General features: G+C 37.3%; 19 protein-coding genes. 10 read left to right on the top strand and 9 right to left on the bottom strand.

Features of this window, described 5'->3' with window-relative positions:
* Nucleotides 1-6 precede the first annotated feature (6 nt).
* Nucleotides 7-1,326 (bottom strand): putative Na+/H+ antiporter, encoded by a 1,320-nt coding sequence (locus ABMA76_RS04305; protein ID WP_392909340.1) that lies wholly within the window; start codon nucleotides 1,324-1,326, stop codon nucleotides 7-9.
* A 136-nt stretch (nucleotides 1,327-1,462) separates the two neighbouring features.
* Between ABMA76_RS04305 and ABMA76_RS04300 the strand changes: the two genes are divergently transcribed.
* Complete coding sequence (locus tag ABMA76_RS04300) at nucleotides 1,463-2,923, top strand: hypothetical protein (protein WP_392909338.1); 1,461 nt, start codon at nucleotides 1,463-1,465, stop codon at nucleotides 2,921-2,923.
* A 9-nt stretch (nucleotides 2,924-2,932) separates the two neighbouring features.
* Here the strand turns inward: ABMA76_RS04300 and ABMA76_RS04295 are convergent, their stop codons facing one another.
* The gene (locus ABMA76_RS04295; protein ID WP_392909336.1) at nucleotides 2,933-3,181 is read right to left on the bottom strand and encodes a ferredoxin; all 249 of its coding nucleotides are present in this window, start codon (nucleotides 3,179-3,181) and stop codon (nucleotides 2,933-2,935) included.
* Between the two features lie 124 nt (nucleotides 3,182-3,305).
* On the opposite strand from ABMA76_RS04295, the gene ABMA76_RS04290 reads away from it, so the two are divergent.
* A complete protein-coding gene (locus ABMA76_RS04290; protein WP_392909335.1) occupies nucleotides 3,306-5,072 on the top strand; it encodes a phospho-sugar mutase in 1,767 nt (588 codons plus the stop codon).
* A gap of 18 nt (nucleotides 5,073-5,090) precedes the next feature.
* On the top strand, nucleotides 5,091-5,789 hold the full coding sequence (gene queC, locus ABMA76_RS04285; RefSeq protein WP_392909333.1) for a 7-cyano-7-deazaguanine synthase QueC: 699 nt from the start codon (nucleotides 5,091-5,093) through the stop codon (nucleotides 5,787-5,789).
* Nucleotides 5,790-5,831: 42 nt separating this feature from the next.
* Here the strand turns inward: queC and ABMA76_RS04280 are convergent, their stop codons facing one another.
* The 4 genes from ABMA76_RS04280 to ABMA76_RS04265 form a co-directional block, all read right to left on the bottom strand.
* Complete coding sequence (locus tag ABMA76_RS04280; RefSeq protein ID WP_392909331.1) at nucleotides 5,832-6,116, bottom strand: putative quinol monooxygenase; 285 nt, start codon at nucleotides 6,114-6,116, stop codon at nucleotides 5,832-5,834.
* A gap of 76 nt (nucleotides 6,117-6,192) precedes the next feature.
* Nucleotides 6,193-6,399, bottom strand: a complete 207-nt coding sequence (locus tag ABMA76_RS04275) for a hypothetical protein (protein ID WP_392909329.1) — start codon at nucleotides 6,397-6,399, stop codon at nucleotides 6,193-6,195.
* A gap of 8 nt (nucleotides 6,400-6,407) precedes the next feature.
* Nucleotides 6,408-7,472, bottom strand: a complete 1,065-nt coding sequence (locus ABMA76_RS04270) for a mannose-1-phosphate guanylyltransferase (protein WP_392909327.1) — start codon at nucleotides 7,470-7,472, stop codon at nucleotides 6,408-6,410.
* Nucleotides 7,473-7,539: 67 nt separating this feature from the next.
* On the bottom strand, nucleotides 7,540-8,253 hold the full coding sequence (locus ABMA76_RS04265) for an SPOR domain-containing protein (RefSeq protein ID WP_392909326.1): 714 nt from the start codon (nucleotides 8,251-8,253) through the stop codon (nucleotides 7,540-7,542).
* Between the two features lie 178 nt (nucleotides 8,254-8,431).
* Between ABMA76_RS04265 and ABMA76_RS04260 the strand changes: the two genes are divergently transcribed.
* The 6 genes from ABMA76_RS04260 to ABMA76_RS04235 all read left to right on the top strand — a co-directional run bounded on the left by ABMA76_RS04260 (nucleotide 8,432) and on the right by ABMA76_RS04235 (nucleotide 13,033).
* Nucleotides 8,432-8,602, top strand: coding sequence for a Flp family type IVb pilin (locus ABMA76_RS04260; protein WP_021268293.1), 171 nt, complete (start codon nucleotides 8,432-8,434; stop codon nucleotides 8,600-8,602).
* 298 nt (nucleotides 8,603-8,900) lie between these two features.
* The gene (locus tag ABMA76_RS04255; RefSeq protein WP_392909324.1) at nucleotides 8,901-9,536 is read left to right on the top strand and encodes a hypothetical protein; all 636 of its coding nucleotides are present in this window, start codon (nucleotides 8,901-8,903) and stop codon (nucleotides 9,534-9,536) included.
* Between the two features lie 36 nt (nucleotides 9,537-9,572).
* On the top strand, nucleotides 9,573-10,073 hold the full coding sequence (locus ABMA76_RS04250; RefSeq protein WP_392909322.1) for a hypothetical protein: 501 nt from the start codon (nucleotides 9,573-9,575) through the stop codon (nucleotides 10,071-10,073).
* Nucleotides 10,057-10,347, top strand: a complete 291-nt coding sequence (locus ABMA76_RS04245) for a hypothetical protein (protein ID WP_040314888.1) — start codon at nucleotides 10,057-10,059, stop codon at nucleotides 10,345-10,347. Before ABMA76_RS04250 ends, ABMA76_RS04245 begins: the two co-directional genes overlap by 17 nt.
* A gap of 448 nt (nucleotides 10,348-10,795) precedes the next feature.
* Nucleotides 10,796-11,857 (top strand): hypothetical protein, encoded by a 1,062-nt coding sequence (locus ABMA76_RS04240; protein ID WP_392909320.1) that lies wholly within the window; start codon nucleotides 10,796-10,798, stop codon nucleotides 11,855-11,857.
* A 9-nt stretch (nucleotides 11,858-11,866) separates the two neighbouring features.
* Complete coding sequence (locus ABMA76_RS04235) at nucleotides 11,867-13,033, top strand: ATPase, T2SS/T4P/T4SS family (RefSeq protein ID WP_392909318.1); 1,167 nt, start codon at nucleotides 11,867-11,869, stop codon at nucleotides 13,031-13,033.
* Here ABMA76_RS04235 and ABMA76_RS04230 read toward each other — a convergent pair.
* The 3 genes from ABMA76_RS04230 to ABMA76_RS04220 form a co-directional block, all read right to left on the bottom strand.
* Nucleotides 12,963-14,003 carry an aspartate kinase gene (locus ABMA76_RS04230; protein ID WP_392909316.1) on the bottom strand — a complete coding sequence of 347 codons (1,041 nt, stop codon included), beginning with the start codon at nucleotides 14,001-14,003 and terminating at the stop codon, nucleotides 12,963-12,965. The two genes, ABMA76_RS04235 and ABMA76_RS04230, sit on opposite strands and share 71 nt — an antisense overlap.
* 4 nt (nucleotides 14,004-14,007) lie before the next feature.
* Entirely contained in the window at nucleotides 14,008-15,693 is a 1,686-nt protein-coding gene (ettA, locus tag ABMA76_RS04225; protein ID WP_392859919.1) for an energy-dependent translational throttle protein EttA, read from the bottom strand.
* 81 nt (nucleotides 15,694-15,774) lie between these two features.
* Nucleotides 15,775-16,635 carry a hypothetical protein gene (locus ABMA76_RS04220; protein ID WP_392909314.1) on the bottom strand — a complete coding sequence of 287 codons (861 nt, stop codon included), beginning with the start codon at nucleotides 16,633-16,635 and terminating at the stop codon, nucleotides 15,775-15,777.
* Nucleotides 16,636-16,687: 52 nt separating this feature from the next.
* Here ABMA76_RS04220 and ABMA76_RS04215 point away from each other — a divergent pair, with 52 nt between their 5' ends.
* Entirely contained in the window at nucleotides 16,688-16,978 is a 291-nt protein-coding gene (locus ABMA76_RS04215) for a hypothetical protein (RefSeq protein WP_392909312.1), read from the top strand.
* Nucleotides 16,979-16,980 lie beyond the last annotated feature (2 nt).

The following is a 16,980-nucleotide window of genomic DNA, read 5'->3' as shown; positions in this document are numbered from 1 at the left end:
GTATTTCTACTTCGCTAAATTTGGAAGGATTTGAAACATAACCATTGCAAGGATTGTTGGAAAAAGTGCTCCAAGAAGAAGCTTACCTGGGTTAATCCCATCTTTTCCAAATGTTCCTTTAAGGATACCAAAACCAGCTGGGTTTGGCGCGTTAGCAATAACAGTTAAACCACCACCAGCAACAGCACCAGCAACTAGGTTGTACTTAGCTGAATCTGTTAGATCAACTAGAGTCCCTAGATAAGTAAGAGCTGCGTTATCTGTAATAGCTGTTAGTGAAGTTGCACCTACGAAAAGAACAAAGTCACCTAGCTTAGATAGGATTGGCTGTAGCCACCAACCTTGTTGTCCACCTAGAGTTACTAGACCAGCAAGGAAGAAACCAACAAGAAGTGATTCTTTTAGCTTGATTTCGTCTTGGTACTCTTTTGTAACAGTTGTAAAACCTAGGAAGAATAGGAATAGAGCTAGGAAGAAAACCATATGGTGAGCAGAGAAAACAACTAGCCCCATAAAGATAATGTGAATTAGAGTCATCCACCAAGTTGGTGCCATCCAATTCTCATGCTTTTGTTTAATTTCAAGCTTTCCTTGAAGTTCATTTTTAAACATGAATGCAATAATTAGAGTTCCAATGATAATTGAAATTGTTGCCTTATAACCAAAGTTTGTAATCATGTGAACAAATCCCCAGTGCCACTTTGAAGCAACCATAAGAACAGGAGGTGCAGCAAAGTGAGAAAGTGTTCCACCGATTGATACGTTTACAAAAAGTAGACCAATCGTTGCATATTTAAACTTAAGACTCATTTTCTCATCTGAGAAGAAGTAATCTAAAAGGATTAAAGCAGTAACTGTCATAGCAGCTGGTTCAGTTATAAAAGACCCTAGAATTGGACCTACAATTAGAGCTGAAATATAGAAGGCCATCTTTCCAGGAAATGGAAGGAATTTTGCAATCATCCCAATAATTTTTTCAGCAAGCATAATGATTGGCCTCGTCCCTGCCATACACATAATAACGAAAACGAATGCCGCTTCTGTGTAGTTTACATCTTGCTCAAGATATTTAAGTGCCCCACCAATAACTTGGTGTGCATTATCATAAACTGCAAAACCTTGAGTGGCGCTATAGTAAACAATAAAGGCTGCGGCCCACATACCGAATACTGCTTCGACTTCACCTAAGAAGTGAAGAAGGTTTTCCATCATTGATCCTTCCGGATACTTGTGAGCTAAATGTTGAATTTTTGAAACTAGAAATGTGTGCAAAATTGCACATGCGAATAGAATCGTCCCTACGAGCTGTAGATTTGTTGGATTCATGAAACTTCCTTTGTAAATTGTGATCCTCTTTATTTTATTCTTGTCGGCAAAGGTGCGCAAGTACTGAAATTTCCAAACACCTAAAATAATTTACTATTTTTGTAAACTTTTTCTAAACCAACTCCGATAAGAAGTCGTGCTATTAAAAAGAATCTCTATCTCCATTCTCGCATTTTCAGTTGTAGTCAATGCTCTGGCCATTGAGCCTAGTTTCTTTAAAGAAGAGATTGATGTTAATGGAAAACAGATAAAGGCCAAAGACCTAGTCAAAGATATTGTTAGAATCACAAAATCAAAGTCACCTAAATATATTCCGATTAGGCGTGAAAATGCAGTTTCTGACGACATTCCAAGGCACAATAGCGCTAGCGCAGAGATTTGTATTCAATGTCGAGACATGGCCGAACTAGCTTCAAATATTTCAGACATCGTCGCTAAGGCAAATGAGGACAATCCAAAACCAAGTATTAAGGTCAAGCAAAAGGCCTTAAAGCTTAAGGCCATTGCCACCTATATTGAAACAGTTGATAAATTAGGCGAAGTGACTTGTCTAGAAAGTGACTTTGATAGCGGCAAAGAACGCTACAATACAAGAGATTTTGATGACTTCGAATTAGTTTTCACTTCTGATATCGCACTAAGTGAGTTCTCTTCACTAAGTATTGCACCAAGGACACAAACAAAAACCAGAATTACTTGGTTTCGCTCTACTGATGAAGTTGGCGAAGATATCTTTGTAAAAGTTGTTTTTATAAAAGACCAAGAACCATATTTTCAGATCTACTATCCACATGACACTTATGCTGATCCAATAAAACCAACAGATGTTGAAAGAAATATTCCAGAAGGTATAACTCTTGAAACTGACCATGATTCTGAAATGGCCCTAATGAAAGACCAAGAATATGACACCTTCATTGGAAAGGTTAAAATCAACAAGGCACTTCTACTAGAGCAAAGCTACTACGTCCCTACTTCTCTAACATTATTAGAGATGGAAACAGAGAGTAATCTTGGAGAGGACACAAAGCTTACAAGTAAGGTAGAGATCAATGACAAAAAACAAAGAATTAATGTAAACCTCAATAGTAAGTTGACTGAGGATACGACCCTAAATGGCCATCTTGACATCAAACCAAATAAACAAAACTTAAATCTCAAACTATCTAATCGATATAGTGACGATATCACAATTGATAGCAATGCAGATATCTCTACAGATAAGCAGCAACTTGACTTAAACCTAGTGCACCAAGGGAAATCCACAGCAAGGGCCGTAGCAAGAGCAGATGGTTACTTTCTTGCTGGAGTTACAGTGGCCACACCAGAGTTTCAAAATTTTGATATTGAAACTGATATGAGCTACGACACAAATCAGACAGCGACAATTGCCAATGACTTCAGGTTTCAAGGAACGACTATTATAAAAACTGGGACAGTGATTAATTCTCAGGGGGAAGTTGACTTTAGAGCACAAAGGTCATTTGAAGTATTTGATGATGCTAATATCACAATGGAAGTACAGCACTCGACGAGAGACAGAGGCGTCAATGTTGACCGTACCTCTGCCTTCATTTCTTTTGATATGAAATTCTAATTAAATGAATTAACCGTCATTACCAATAGAGGCAACTGGACAAGCATCCATTTGCTCTTGGCATAACTCTTCTTCTTCAGGTGTAGATGGCTGCTTAACAACGTATGCATTTCCGTCTTCATCTTCAGCGAAGAACTCAGGGGCACCCGTGTAACAAACGTTACATGCAATGCATCCTTCTCCGTTATCATCATCTGGATCAGTACAATACCACTTTCCAGCAACATTATCTTTGTGCTTCATTTCTTTATTTGCCATGTTAACTCCTTGATTTTATTAACACACAACACAATATTTCATTGATTATATTTTGCCTAAGTCTACTAGATTTGAGAATATAGCACAAGATACTCAATCATAAATTTCACAGGAGATTTTTAAAATGACGACGAGCCTTGAAAAAGCTAATGCTTGGGCCAATAACCCATATTTTGATGAAGAGTCACGTGCAGAAATCCAAGGATTAATTGACGCAGATGACATGAAAGAGATCGAAGAAAGATTTTATAAAGATATCGAGTTTGGTACTGGTGGACTTCGCTCTATCCTTGGTGCAGGAAATAATCGTATTAATAAGTATACAGTTAGACGTGCCACTCAGGCCCTGGCCGGTGAAGTTCTTGACCATAGTTCAAAAGAAGGAATCTCTACTCCATCAATTGCAGTAAGCTACGATTCTCGTAAATTCTCTTTCGAATTCGCAAAAGAAGTTTGTGGCGTTATGGCGGCAAATGGAATTAAGTCTTATATCTACAAGAGACTGAACCCTGTGCCATTGCTTTCTTACTCAGTAAGATACCACAAGGCCCAGGCTGGAGTAATGGTGACAGCTTCTCACAATCCTCCTGAGTATAATGGTTACAAAGTATACTGGAATGACGGTGCACAAGTTACTCCACCAAATGACAAAAATATTATCAATCGTTACTACGATATTACTTCGTACGATGCAGTTAAATTCATGGACTTCGCTCAAGCTGAAAAAGATGGATTCATTAGTTGGGTTGGTGAAGATGTAGAACAAAGCTTCTATAACGACATCCTATCTAAAACAGTAAATCCAGAAATGTGTAAACAAGATGGAAAAGATCTTAAGATCGTTTATACACCAATTCACGGTACAGGGCTTATTCCATGTACAACAGCACTTGCCCAACTTGGATTTACAAATGTAGAAGTTGTGAAAGAACAAGCTCAACCTGACTCAAGCTTCCCTACTGTAAGCTCTCCAAACCCAGAGAATGCATCAGCAATGAAAATGGCCGTTGATCTTATGAAAGAGACAGGTGCCGATATCGCATTTGGTTCCGACCCTGATACAGATAGACTTGGTGTAGCTTTCCAACACGAAGGTGAAACTCAATACATCAACGGAAACCAAATCGGAATCCTGATGCTGTACTACATGCTTCACAACCTTAAAGAAAATGGCAAGATGCCAGCTAACCCATACTTTGTGAAAACGGTTGTAACGACTCCACTTCAAGAACTTATCGCTGATAAGTACGGAGTTAAGTCTTACTCAACTCTAACAGGATTCAAGTGGATCTGTGGACTAATGAATAAGATCGAAAAAGAAGATCCTTCGGCAAATTTCCTCTTTGGAACAGAAGAGTCTTTCGGTTACCTTCCACACGACTTTGTTCGTGACAAAGACGGTGTTGCTTCAATCACTTTCATGTCTGAAGTCACGCTCTATTTTAAGAAGCAAGGAATGAACCTAATTCAAGCTCTCGATAAAATTTACGAAGAATTTGGATTTAGCCAAGAGTCTCTCCTAAATCTTGTTTACCAGGGTAAAGAAGGGGCCGAAAAAATTACACGAATCATGAGTCATTTTAGAGACTTAGCTCCGACAAGCTTGTGCGGACAGGAGATTCGCGTTATAGAAGATTATCAAACAGGTATTGTAAAAGACCTTGAATCAGGTGATGAGTCAAAACTGGATTACCCAGTAAGTAATGTTATTGGTTACCACTTCAAAAATGGAAACCGCCTGTATCTTCGCCCATCAGGAACTGAACCAAAAATTAAGTTCTACATTATGATTCAAGAAAAAGAAGGTGAACTTTCTGAGAAGAAAGCAAAGGCTTCAAAAGTAACTGATGAGTTCCTAGCATTTATTAATGAAACTGCTGAAGGACTATAAGGTTAAGGAGTATAAATTTTGAAAAGTGATAAACTTGCAGTTGTATTAGTTAGTGGTGGTATGGATTCGTTGGTTTGTGCTGCAATTGCAAATGAGAAGCATGAGAATCTTGCGTTTCTTCATCTTAACTACGGACAAAAAACTGAAGAACGTGAATTAGATTGTTTCCAAAAAATCGCAGATTATTACGGAGTCGACAAATCACTTCGTAAGGTAATTGATGTATCCTTTCTAAAGCAGATCGGTGGAAGCTCACTAACTGACGACGGAATTGATGTAAAACAATACAAGGGTGAATCAGAAGAAATCCCTGATAGCTATGTGCCTTTTAGAAATACTCACATCATCGCGATGGCCGTATCATGGTCAGAAGTTGTTGGTGCAAAAAATATCTACATCGGTGCAGTTAATGAAGACTCATCAGGATACCCTGACTGTCGCCCTAGCTACTATGCAGCCTATAACGAGCTAATCAAACAAGGTACAAAAGATGGTGACATCGAAATCATCACTCCAGTTATTGATATGGCAAAGAATGAGATTGTTCAAAAAGCGGTTGACCTAGGTGCTCCTCTTAAATTTTCTTATTCATGTTATGCTCGTGGAGATAAGGCCTGCGGAGTTTGTGATTCATGCGCCCTAAGGCTTAGAGGCTTCCAGAAGGCCGGGATTGAAGATCCAATTGAGTACGATCAAAGACCAAATTATCTTTCTTAAACAATAAAGAAATAAAAAAGCTCCCTTAATTGGGAGCTATTTTTATATTAATTTTTCTGCTCTTCTAACATCAAACTTCTCAACATTTTCATCAAAGAATGCCAAGAAATGTTTAACATGCTCTGTTTCCATATGGGCCTTCCAATGTGCCTCTGTTTCCCATATTTCATATAACCAAAAGCTCGACGGATCTTCTTCTTCCTGATGTGGATCGAACTTGGTACAACCAACTTCTTTATAAGTTTCTTCTACTAGTTTTAATAACTCAGTTTTAATCAATTCAGTTTTTTCAGACTTAGCCTTAATATTAACGATAAGAACTAGCATAAAGTACTCCCTATTTTAAAGTTGTAAGAAAAGGGCCCCTCTAAGGGGGCCATTTCTATTATTATTTTTAAATTAGTTATTCAGCAGCAGCTTCTGTTTCTGTTTCTTCTTCAACATCTGGTGCTTCTACTTTTGCAACTGGAGCAGTTATAAGTCCTGCATCAGTTAGAATTTTTACTTTTTCTTCTTTGTTTACGAACTTACCGTTTGCATCTTTAACTGCAAAACGACCAGATCTCTTTTTAACGATAGTGTATTCACCAGATTTTTTAACAACTTCCATGACTTCTCCTATAATAATTCTTTGCGTTTGTTATCTTTTAGGTGTTGAACAATTTCTTTTACTCGTTGAGAATCATCCTTAGGCACAATCATTACGGCCTTATCATTTGAAACGACAACAAGATCTTGAACATTAATTAAAGAAACATGCTTATCAGGAGCATAAATAATATTCCCAGTCGCATCCTTTAAAAAAGTTCCATTACTATCAATTATAGTGTTTCCTTCCACACGGTCAACTACTTGTTCAAGAGCTTCCCATGAACCAAGGTCATTCCAATCAAATTCGGCCTTAACTAAGCTGATACGGTTTGATTTTTCCATAATCGCATAGTCGATCGAGTCTTTTGGAATCTTATTATATACTTCTTCAAGCTTGGCCTCGTCGTCAAGACTTGCCTTCAATTCTTCATAGAAAGAAAACATTTCTGGAGAATGGGCCGCAAATTCTTCTTTAAAAACACCAAGTGGCGCCATAAACATCCCAGCATTCCAAACATACTTACCTGTTGATAAGTATTCCTTGGCCTTCTCAAAATTTGGCTTTTCAACAAATTCATCAACTTTGAATCCATCACCTACTGCTTCACTTGTTTTGATGTAGCCATAACCAGTGTGTGGAAAGTGAGGAGGAATCCCAATCGTCGTAATCGTTTGGGTATCGCTTGAAAGCTTCACGGCCTTCTCAAAGCTGGTCTTAAAGCCTGACTTATTTAAGATGACATGATCCGATGGCATAACAGCAATAATATCATCCGAGTTAGCTCCCGCAGCTTCAATAGCAGCAAGAGATAGAAGAATACAAGGTGCCGTATTTCGCCCAGCAGGTTCATAAATAATATGTTCTTCAAAAATTTGATCTTTTGAGCAAGAAATCGCCAACTCTGATTGATCACGAGTTGTGATGATAAAACGATTCTTTAAGTCTACACTTTCTTCAAAACGATCAAGAGTTTGACCTAGTAGAGTTTCATTTCCAACAAGGGAAAGATACTGCTTTGGTTTTGATTCTGTTGACTCTGGCCATAGGCGTGTTCCCTTCCCACCGGCCATAATAAGTGTGTAAATATTCATAAAAAAATGCCCTTAAATAGTATAAGGGCATCGTATCATAAAAAATGTAAATGTTCTAAATGGTGAATTAATCGAATTTTGTGAAGAAATAATCACGCCCTGCAAAAAGAGACGGATGCTTCTTAACATATTGCTTCGCTTCAATACTTCTCTCAAATGCCCCAAGGCTTACACGGAAGCGATTACCTTTTCCTGGTACATCCTTCTCATTTACGATTGGGCTAAAGCCTAAAACTCTAAAACCTTCAGCAAATTCCTTAGCATCATCAATTGACTCAAATGAACCGACTACGATTGTGTATTTACCAGTGTACTCATCAGTTTTTGAAGTCGATTCCTCAGCGATATTGTTTTCGACGACTTGTTGCTGAACAGGTTCTGCAACTCTTTCCGCAACGGCCTCGTCTACAGGAGAATCTTGAACACCGACATCATTGAAGTCTTTATTCTCATTTGAGAACTCATTAACCATCTTCTGCTTTAATGATTCTTCAATTCTCTTATTAAGCTCTTCTTTAGAAACCTTCTTTATCTCTTTGTCTTGAACTATTTCTTTAACCTTCTCCTCTTCTGGAGATGTTAGCTCAATCTTTTGCTTCTCATCCATTGGCTCAACAATCGCTTTTTCCTCTTTATTACTAAGTCCAGCTTTTTCAAAAGCATAATTAGATCCAATCTTTAGGCCAAAGAAGAATGATGTAATGGCAACCAGGATGACAAAGATGACAACCAATAAGATTTCTTTTTTCTCAAATACGTAGAAGTTACTTTTATCGTTCATAAGGATATTTTAATCTCTCCACAATTATTAGCAACTTGCTGAAAATACTAGGAAAAATAATCCTTTATTTCATATTTGAAATATATCCCGACATTGAGACTCAGGATAAAGACTCTCCTATCTTTATATTTTATAACCCGTGCAGTCTTATGAACTTTACCAAACCGGGAGAAAGAATATGAAAAAGATTTTAAAAAATAATAAAGGACAAGGTGTTATGGAATATATGATCATCACAAGTCTTGTTGGAATCATTTGCATCACTGCCGTAAAAACCCTTGGAACAAGAGTCCAAAAAAGACTAGAGGACGCATCCGACAAAATCACTAAGAGTATAAAAGTAAATTAATACACAATTATGAAAATACTTTCTTACGCTCTATCTATTACCCTAATTGTCTTCGTCTTCCTCGTAAGCTCAGCTGTTAGCGAAAAGTATCGCTGTAAGAATAGTATTGTCTTTCAAGCTTATGTGCACTCATTAATAAAATCACATAATAATAAAAAATCATCGAAAACATTCTCTTGTAAAAGCCTCCTCTCACTTGAGAGGTGGCTTGATTCAAAAACACGGATTAAGTTTGTAAAAAATAAAAATGGAAAATACCTGAAGTATCGAAAAGAGAAACATCACTTAGGATTTTCAAATGGTCTTAGATGAAAGAGGTAGTACTTCTCTAGTTGCGGTCTTATTTTTTATGGCCTTCATCGCCATTATCTTTACAAATATGGCACGCTCTTATGAAGAACTCCAAATAATTAAATATTACAATAAATCATATATCTGCTCTAAGAAGGCAATTGTTGAGTACAAGTCCTTCTATAAAAGAATTTCTTATATCAACGTCGGTCTTAAAAGCCTCTTTTACGCTCAATTTTTTCCCCTAGCAGCGTGGCTAAAACCATTTATGAAGTATGGGGCAAAAGGACTTAAGTATCTTCAAAGTGCGCTTCGCTACTTTCTACGCTACAAGCTCTTAACTATAACTGAGTGTGATGCAACTAATATTCTAGGTCTTCTTAAAACGGACCCATTAGGAAAAAAAATATGGAAAATCAAAAGAAGGCTCGATACTTCAGCTGTCTTTGAAAAGAAATGGAAGGCCTTTATGCCCTTTCACTACACAGGGAGTAACCTATCAGAAAATCACTCATTCGTTATTACCTTAAAATTCAAACTCGAAGAGGGAAAAATCTTAGACGATTTCACTCTCACCTCAAAACACATGGCACCCAAGGGTATTCAACAATTGAAGGACTTCTATGGACTTCAATTTTTGTAAGCACATTAATTCTTATGATTAACCTGGAGATTAAAATTGAAAATTCTAAACAACGAGAAATCCAAAACTTCATCAAAACCTGGAACTCAATCAAATAGTGACACCCCTTCATCACCACTACTCTTTAATAAAGAGAAGGAAGAAAAGATGAAGAAGGCCCTCTATCTTAGGTTCTGGGTTGCTTTGATTCTTACCAATATCTTCACCTATATCCTTTCAATTCCTTCGCCACAAAGACTTCCAGAGGAGCATATTACAGTGGAAAAAAACGAGAGGCTCCTTAAGCTTAAATTAAATGAAATGACCAACCTAGTAGGAAGTGAAGAGTATGTGTCTTTATATGCAGGCCCTACACACATCACAAATAAGGCCAAGATTGTGAAAAAACTAAACGATGAAGAAGTCCCTATTTATCTCGTAAAAATTTCTATTTCAGATTTGAATAGAATTGCTCCTTACAAGGCTTTAGAGCTAGATTCCTATCCAGTTACAGATCTACCTAAGTCCAAAGGAGGAGCTTATGAAATTGAAATTTAGCCTTATTACAATCCTATTATGTACAAGCATTCATGCACGTGAAGTCATTGTTTATACATACGACTCTGACAAAAACCACATGTTTGAAGTACTTAGCGAATTAATGGCAAAGAACGGAATTAAGAAAGAGGATTTTCGATTTATAAAGAAAAAGAACCCATGTGAAGATATCTATAAAAGCGCCCTACTTCACATATGCTTTAGAGGTGAAGAAGCTGAGCCTTTAGTTGTTAGACAAGATAAGCGAGTGCTTCAAAACACATTTGGGCAATAAAAAAGGGCCAATGTCTTGGCCCTCTTTCTATATCTGAAAAATAATTAAATATTAATCTAGATGAATTTTAAACTTAGGAGTAGTTCCCTTGTTTCTGTTATGCGCTTTTCTTTTAGCACCCATTTTTGTTTTTTTAGCATTACGCTTGTTTCTTGTAATACGAGTTCTTGATACCATGATAAATCTCCTCAATATATTTAAATCTAAATTAAAAACAGTTTTCGAGTATAGCTTTTTACTAAGTTTCCTGCCTTTTGTCAAAGTCATTAGCTTAATATGTATCGTAAATTTCAATATTTACGCAACTGGCTCAAATCAAATTACTCTGGCCATAGGCCAAGTCACTGAAATTTCATTATCAGGGATATCAAACTTCAGTATTTCCAATAAAGAAGTTTTATCGAGCAAAGCAATTCAAGCTCAGAATAAACTCTTTCTTAAAGGAAAAATGCAGGGCCAATCGATTGTTACACTTTGGACTAGTTCCGGCAAGAAGAAGATACATGAAGTTTACGTCCTCTCAAAATCAGGCCAATTTAAAGTACTTGAGGTCTTAAACAACCTACGTCACTTTGGTATAAATGGAGAAATTAAAGGTGATAAACTAATCATCTCTCAGGATATAACGACACTTGATCAGTACCTAGTTCTTAGACCGCTTCTCAATAAGAATAAGAGTATTATCTTTAAGGGTGAACTTAAAGATAAAGTCGCTAAGAAAATCATTGGCGAAATTCACCACAGCTTTTTTCAAAATTATTACGATGATATTCGCTGTGAAAAATCCAAGATTGATATCCACTGCTTTACTAACGAAGAGATCTTAAAAGATAAGAAGTTCTTAGCGCCACTACAAAGTAAGCTCATGGTTAAGTTCTTTCTCTCTCAAAGGTTTAATAATCTCGTTAACCATAAGCTTGAAATGAGAATTATACAAATTGAAAGAATGGATGGAAAAGAGATTAATTTCGGTCTTGATCAAGTCGACGTCGCTCTTTCCGATTTACTCGATGAGGGTGCATCAGCACTAGCAAAAAGTCAGAGCATTGTCTTTAGAAATACTGATTATAATGTGTCGACGCTAGCGACTCAAAAAATCCTTTTACGCACAAATAACAAATCAACAGTTCAAATGGGTTCAGATATCCCTTTTACCACGACAACGAATAACAATGGCAATAATACTCAATGGCGATTTGCTGGACTAAAAATTGAGATGCTTCTTGAAAAAATAAATAACAGATACAAAGTAAAATATAGCACAAAGCTAACGAGACCGATGGGACAGACAAATGGTGATACCTATATAAACGGGAGTGCACAAGAGTCGAGTTTTCTCATTAAAAAAGGAGTCCCGATTCAAATGTTTGAAATCGATTTAACGACTGATGACAACGCCGGCAGGAGACTTCCTATTCTTGGTCAGATCCCCATACTTGGAAAGCTATTTTCTTCGTCTGCAAAATTTAAAACGTATAAAAGAATTATTGCTATCGCTAAATTAAAATAGGAAATATATATGTCACAAATTAACCAGTACTTTTTCAATGAATTTAAAATGCTTTTAACAGAAAAGTCCAAGAAGACTATTCACTTAAATTTTGAAGAAATTATTTTAGAAACTTTAGAAAGAAATAATCTGCAAGAAAAAGACATCACAAACCTAGAAGATATAAGGGATTGGTTTAATAAGGTTTATCATCAAAGCTATATTGACGACCTTTTAAAGCTTTATGATGCAAACGAATTCATTATTCACTCTCCTAGTGATATCGAAGTTCACAAGCAAGATAATCTAAACCTTAAAGTAGAATTTCTAAGTAATGAGGACTTTGTTCTAAGCCTTGTCTTTCTAACACAAAAGCTTAGTATCGACTGGAGCTTCAGTACACCATTTGCTTCATTTAAAGATACGCGAGTGATAAGTGGCAATGCGATTGATCTTCGTGTCAGCCTTACCCACCCATGCCTTTCACCTAAGTCACAAGCAAAGGCATTTCTACGAGTTCACTCACAAGAGAATTTTAAAGTTTCAAATTTCACAGAAGATAAGGATGCGCAGAGTCTCATGACTGAACTTATTTCCAATTACAAAAATATTGTTATTGCCGGCTCCACGGCAAGTGGGAAAACTAGCTTTCTGAGGGCCTGCAAATCAATATGCCAAGAAGGTGAACATCACGTCATCATTGAAGATGTCGCAGAAATAGATGGTGATATCTCACACTCAACTCACTTACTTTCACACCCAAGTGAAGGAAAAAGCCTAAAGGACTATTGTAGCTATGCCCTTAGGATGTCTCCCAAGAGAATCATTCTAGGTGAAATTAGATCGAGTGAAGTTATTCCTTTCTTACTGGCCATGAATACTGGACACAAAGGGATGATGAGTACCATTCACGCCAATAGTGCAAAGGATACGCTCCTAAGATTAACTACATTGTTCTCAATTTTTTCAGAAAGTAAGAATGGTATCGACTTCGATCAAATCCTTAGGCTTATTTGTCAAAGTGTTGACCATGTCGTTTTTATTGAAAACAAAGAAGTCAAAGAAATTATCGAAGTTCACGGTAGTGAAGCAGATCGTCCAATCTATTCGACACTTTATTCAAGAACTAAGAAAATAGCTGATCACCAAAAAGGTCTATCCACTCACGAAGATCTTTGCCATCAACTTCAAGCGTAAAGTAATCGTCATTATTCTCGTCTAACTGAAAAGACTTATTGAGTAGCCTGGCCTCTTCAAGAGCAAGTCCAAAAACAGTGATAAAGTTTCGAGAGGCTTCATCTTTTTCCGTTGAGATTGCACAGAAATGATCTTCCTTGGCATCACTTATACAGCTTCCGGCTTCGTTTGGATAAAATACACTTTTAACGATAAGAGGAAGATTGGCTTCAATCAGAGGATTCATCGTTCTGTGAAAAAGAATCTTCGCTCCTTTATTAGTTAGAAGCTTTGTTTGGCGATAACTGAGATTGTGAATTAGTGGAGCATTAGTCAGAACCTTAGGGTCGTGGCCATAGACTCCTTTTACATCCTTCCAAATCACAAGTTCTTGTACATCATCAAGTGCCCAAGCAAAGATTGCAGCAGAATAGTCAGATCCTTCACGGCCAAGAGTCGAAGTCTGGCCATCAGTTGTTCGAGCAATAAAGCCTTGAGTAATGATAAGTGAATAGCTATTTAACTCTTTGCAATTTGCTTTCGTATTCTTAAAGAGAACCTTGGCCTCATTAAAATTTCGATTTGTGACAATATAATCACGAGCATCTGCATGAAAGATCTCTCTTCCCTGTTGCTCAAGATAGCTTGCAAGTATCGAAGTAGAGATTCGTTCTCCAATACTGTAGATAGAGTCAAGAGTGGCACTCGATTTAGGAAGTGCAAGATAACCTATTAATTCTTTTTTAAAGCTAGAGAGATCAACGGAAAGCTCTAGCTCATCAACGATCACCTTATGCTTTTCAAAAAAGGCTTCAACTAACGAAGTGGAGTCTTCATTGAAATAAATTGATTCAAGTTCATTAGTTGAATTATAGGTCGCAGAGAGTACAACAAGCGCATCATTTGGACATGCTAGGATTAAGTCTGCAATCTGCTTAATGGCAGCAGCACTTTTAATAGAGCTGCCACCAAATTTATATACACTTCTCAAGTTTCTAGTCTCTTGTTAACTTCTTGTATGTATAACGTTTAGGGTTAAGAGCTGCATCACCAAGACGCTTTCTCTTATCTTCTTCATACTCATCAAAGTTACCTTCAAACCACACAACTTTACCGTCACCTTCAAAGGCAAGGATATGAGTAGCAAGACGGTCTAGGAAGAAACGGTCGTGGGAAATGATAACGGCACAACCAGCATAATCCACTAGGGCCTTCTCTAGGGCCTGAAGCGTATTTACATCAAGGTCGTTTGTTGGCTCATCCAGAAGTAGAACGTTTCCACCTTCTTTTAAAACCTTTGCAAGGTGAACACGGTTTCTCTCACCACCTGAAAGCTCAGATACTTTCTTCTTCTGGTCTTCACCTGAGAAGTTGAACTTAGCGATATAAGCACGAGAGTTTACTTCTTGACCACCAACATTGATGAATTCAGTTCCATCAGCAACAACATCGTAGATTGTTTTCTCTGGATCCAGGTCACGTCCTTGATCAACGTAAGCCAGCTTAACAGTATCACCCACATCAAAAGTTCCTGAAGTCGGTTGTTCTTGACCTGTGATCATTTTAAATAAAGTTGTCTTACCTGCACCGTTTGGACCGATGATACCAACGATCCCACCAGGAGGTAGAGAGAACTCTAGGTTTTCATAGAGTAATTTATCATCAAATGCTTTTGAAACGCCGTGCGCTTCAATTACCTTATTACCAAGTCGAGGTCCGGCAGGGATGAAAAGATCATTGGTTTCATTTCTCTTCTCACTTGAAATTTTTGCTCTTTCCTCATAATTTTTGATACGAGCTTTTGACTTCGCCTGACGTGCCTTAGGATTAGAGCGAATCCACTCAAGCTCTTCCTTCATGGCCTTTTGTCTCTTTGACTCAGTCTTTTCTTCTTGAGCAAGACGCTTTGCTTTTGTTTCTAGCCAACCAGTGTAATTCCCTTCAAAAGGAATCCCTTGTCCACGGTCAAGTTCTAGAATCCATCCTGCAACATTATCTAGGAAGTAACGGTCGTGTGTTACAGCAATTACAGTTCCTTTATACTGTTGAAGGTGTCTTTCTAACCACCATACAGTTTCTGCATCAAGGTGGTTTGTCGGCTCATCTAATAATAGAATATCTGGTTTTTGAAGAAGTAAGCGACATAGTGCTACCCTTCTCTTTTCCCCACCTGAAAGGTTTCCACACTTCGCTTCTGACGGAGGGCAGTTTAGAGCTTCCATTGCAAGGTCAAGCTGGTTATCAAGTGTCCAAGCATCGGCTGCATCAAGTTTATCTTGTAGCTTCGCTTGCTTATCTAATAAGTCATTCATTTCGTCATCTGACATAGGTTCTGCAAATTTTGCAGAGATCTCATCAAATTTTGCAAGAAGATCAACTGTCTCTTGGCAACCCTGTTGTACTACTTCTCTAACAGTTAACTCTGGATCAAGTTTTGGCTCCTGCTCAAGGTAACCAACTGAGTAGTTCTTTGCTAAGTGAGTTTCACCTAAGTGGTCTTGATCAAGCCCTGCCATAATCTTAAGAAGTGTTGACTTACCAGCACCGTTAAGACCTAGAACACCGATCTTAGCTCCATAGAAATAAGAAAGGGAGATATTTTTTAGAACGTGCTTTTGCTTATAAACTTTCCCAACACGATTCATTGAATAAATAATTTGCTTATCATTTTGATAGGCCATCAGCTGACTCCATTTGTTTTTTAATTACCCAAATAAAGTACCTACAAAACGATAGAATATCAATTATAACTGCTCATAAGCTTAAAGATTTAAATGACTTATTAGGCGGAAAAAGTTTGCGACATAAGGCACAAAGAAGAAGACGACAAGCCATGCAAATTTGAATATCTTTAATCGTTGTAAAAATACTTCATTTTCACTTCGATAATCATCCCATAAATTAATTTCAATTGACTCTAGGTCTTCACAAATGTCTACTCCCTGGTGCTTTTTCATCTCAATAAGGGCCGAGAGTCTTCGAAACAGCTCCTTTGCCAAGTTTTGCTTCATCTCAACAATCGAATTGATTGATGAACGATGGATGAGTTGATTGATGGGAGTCCCAACGTCGTACATCAGTTTAAAGATAAGGTAGGAGTTTAAGATCTTACTAATTGGTGCGAGGAATTTATGCTTTAATTTTTTGATCAACAAAATAAAGCTAACAACACCAATCATATTATAGAGGAAGGCCAAGGCCAGGAAGAAGTAATCAGTCTTTAGCCCAAGAATATTAGTTGCAAAGATATTGAGAGCAAATGTAAGGCCCATGGCCATAAGAAACTGAAAGAGGGTCTCATTGATTGTTCCTGAGACCTTTTTCTCTATTTGTAGATCATTTGAAAGAGCATGGCGCATTTTTGCGAGGGTCCGACTTGTTGCAGCGCCAAATTCTTTTGCAATCTGAGCAATTTCACAAACTAGAGAATCATAGAATTTATAATTTGATAGTTGCGATAGATCTCCCATCAGATTGAGCTGGGATACTTCAATTAATAAGTCCTTACCTCTTTGGTACTCAGAACGCATTCGAAATTTCAATAAGTTAAACCTTTCGATTAGTCTTTCTGCAGGTATGAAAAGAGCGATAAGTGAAATCGATAGAAAAGATAAAATTGCCAAAATAGACCTCCTATCTTGACGTAACGCTATGTATCTGAAATAACAATATTCCATGGAAAATAAAGAAGAGTTATTTCACATTCGAAATGAAAAGCATGCTATTGAACAGCAATCAGAAAATATTGATCATCCTGATTTCTATCTCAATGATGAGCTACTAGAAGAGCTACAACTCTTTTGCCAAAATTTTGATCCATACCGTGATATGGATCTTGAAACGAAATTTCGTTTACAAGAATTTGGCGTTCTTGAACTCTCAAATCCTTTTGAGATTACAAATAAACTTCTTCTCTTGCTAGAGAACAACCTTCAGTATCGTATTAAGATAGAAAAAGAAAAGTAACA

This window comes from Halobacteriovorax sp. ZH5_bin.2, from assembly GCF_043196375.1.
Taxonomy (GTDB): domain Bacteria; phylum Bdellovibrionota; class Bacteriovoracia; order Bacteriovoracales; family Bacteriovoracaceae; genus Halobacteriovorax_A.
This window is presented reverse-complemented; position numbering and strand designations above follow the sequence as displayed.